Origin of the sequence: Nguyenibacter vanlangensis (assembly GCF_013376155.1) — a bacterium.
Lineage (GTDB): Bacteria > Pseudomonadota > Alphaproteobacteria > Acetobacterales > Acetobacteraceae > Gluconacetobacter > Gluconacetobacter vanlangensis.
Window position 1 is genome coordinate 1 of sequence record NZ_JABXXP010000723.1, and the last position, 1379, is coordinate 1379.

The 1379-nt window shown below is 69.1% G+C and carries 2 protein-coding genes and 1 pseudogene; 1 reads left to right on the top strand and 2 read right to left on the bottom strand.

Annotated elements, in window-relative coordinates:
* A partial coding sequence (locus HUK84_RS18415) for a hypothetical protein (RefSeq protein WP_218064460.1) occupies nucleotides 1-769 on the top strand: 769 nt, incomplete at its 5' end.
* Here the strand turns inward: HUK84_RS18415 and HUK84_RS23810 are convergent.
* Both HUK84_RS23810 and HUK84_RS18425 read right to left on the bottom strand, forming a co-directional pair.
* Nucleotides 651-1034 (bottom strand): cupredoxin domain-containing protein, encoded by a 384-nt coding sequence (locus HUK84_RS23810; RefSeq protein WP_176641527.1) that lies wholly within the window; start codon nucleotides 1032-1034, stop codon nucleotides 651-653. The two genes, HUK84_RS18415 and HUK84_RS23810, sit on opposite strands and share 119 nt — an antisense overlap.
* A 94-nt stretch (nucleotides 1035-1128) precedes the next feature.
* Nucleotides 1129-1379 (bottom strand): annotated as a pseudogene (locus HUK84_RS18425) (ribose-phosphate diphosphokinase); the annotation flags it as partial.

The window sequence follows — 1379 nt, forward strand, 5'->3', positions numbered from 1 at the left end:
GCTGTCGGCCGCGCTGGCGCGGTTCTACGCGCACGCGGCGTCCGTTCCCGTCCGGTCGGCCGCGCCCACCCTGCGACGCACCTGGGACCTCGCCCTGGCCTATAACCGGCATGTGCTGCTGGATCCGGGCTTTCCCCCGCCCTGGCACCTGCCCTGGGGCATCGTGGCGCGGATCGACCGGATCCAGACGCGGTTCCTGCATCGTCATTTCGGCGCGATCCTGGCGCGCATCCGGGCCGGACGCATCGTCGACGCGCATGGCGATCTGCGGCCCGAACATATCTGGCTGGCGCGGGATGTCACCATCATCGACTGCCTGGAATTCGACGCGCGCCTGCGGGCGCTCGATCCGCTCGACGAAATCGCCTTCCTGCAACTGGAATGTGCGCGACTGGGCGCGCCGTGGGCCGGGGCGCGCATCGCGCGGCGCCTGAAGCCCGTGATGCAGGGGCGCGGCACGGATGCCCTGCTGCTGTTCTATCGCAGCCATCGCGCCATGCTGCGGGCCCGGCTGGCCATCATGCATCTGCGCGACGCCCGGCAGCGTACCCCGGAAAAATGGCCGGGCCAGGCGCGTGCCTATCTGCGCCTGGCACTGTCCGACGCGTTGAGGCTGCAACGCCTGATCCGCGGCGACGGGGGAAGCTTTCCTATCGCACGGTCACCGTTCCGGTCATCTCCGGATGATACGCGCAGAAATAGCGATACCGACCCGGTGCGGCGAACCGGAAGGAAAACCTGTCGCCGATATCCAGCGGCGGCGACCTGAAAATCTCCGGCTCGGGCACCCCCTGGACGGTGGCGACGAGTTCGTGCGCCGTGTCGCCGGTGTTGGTCCAGGTTACCGTGGCGCCGGTCCCGATCGTCAAGGTCGCGGGGATAAAGCCGGTATCGGCGATTTTGACCTGGATTTCGGTCCGCGCCGGCACGGCGCCGCTCGCCAGACCCGGCAGAGGCGCCGTCAGGACGCAGCAGGCCGCAAGGGCGGAGGACAATATCCGCGCGCCGCGACGGGATATGGGCCAGTACGGCATGACACCTGTATCGATCTTCCGATTGTTTGTGAAAACATGGCGGCGATCGTCAGGATTTTCAACGGCGCCAGGGTCTCGACGGTATCCGCCCGGCCTACAGCACCAGCAGGTCGGCCAGCGATTCGCCGCGGTGCAACCGGCCGATGGCCTCGGCGAACAGGGCGGCGGTCGGCACGATTTCCAGCTTGTCCCGCGCCGGTCCGCCGGGCAGGGGGACCGGGTCGATGGTGTCGGTCGCCATGATCCGCTCGATGGCCGGATCGGCCAGGACCGGCCCCGCCGCGCGGGCGAAAAGCCCGTGTGTGACGCAGGCCAGGACCCGCCGCGCCCCGTTCTCGCGCGCGG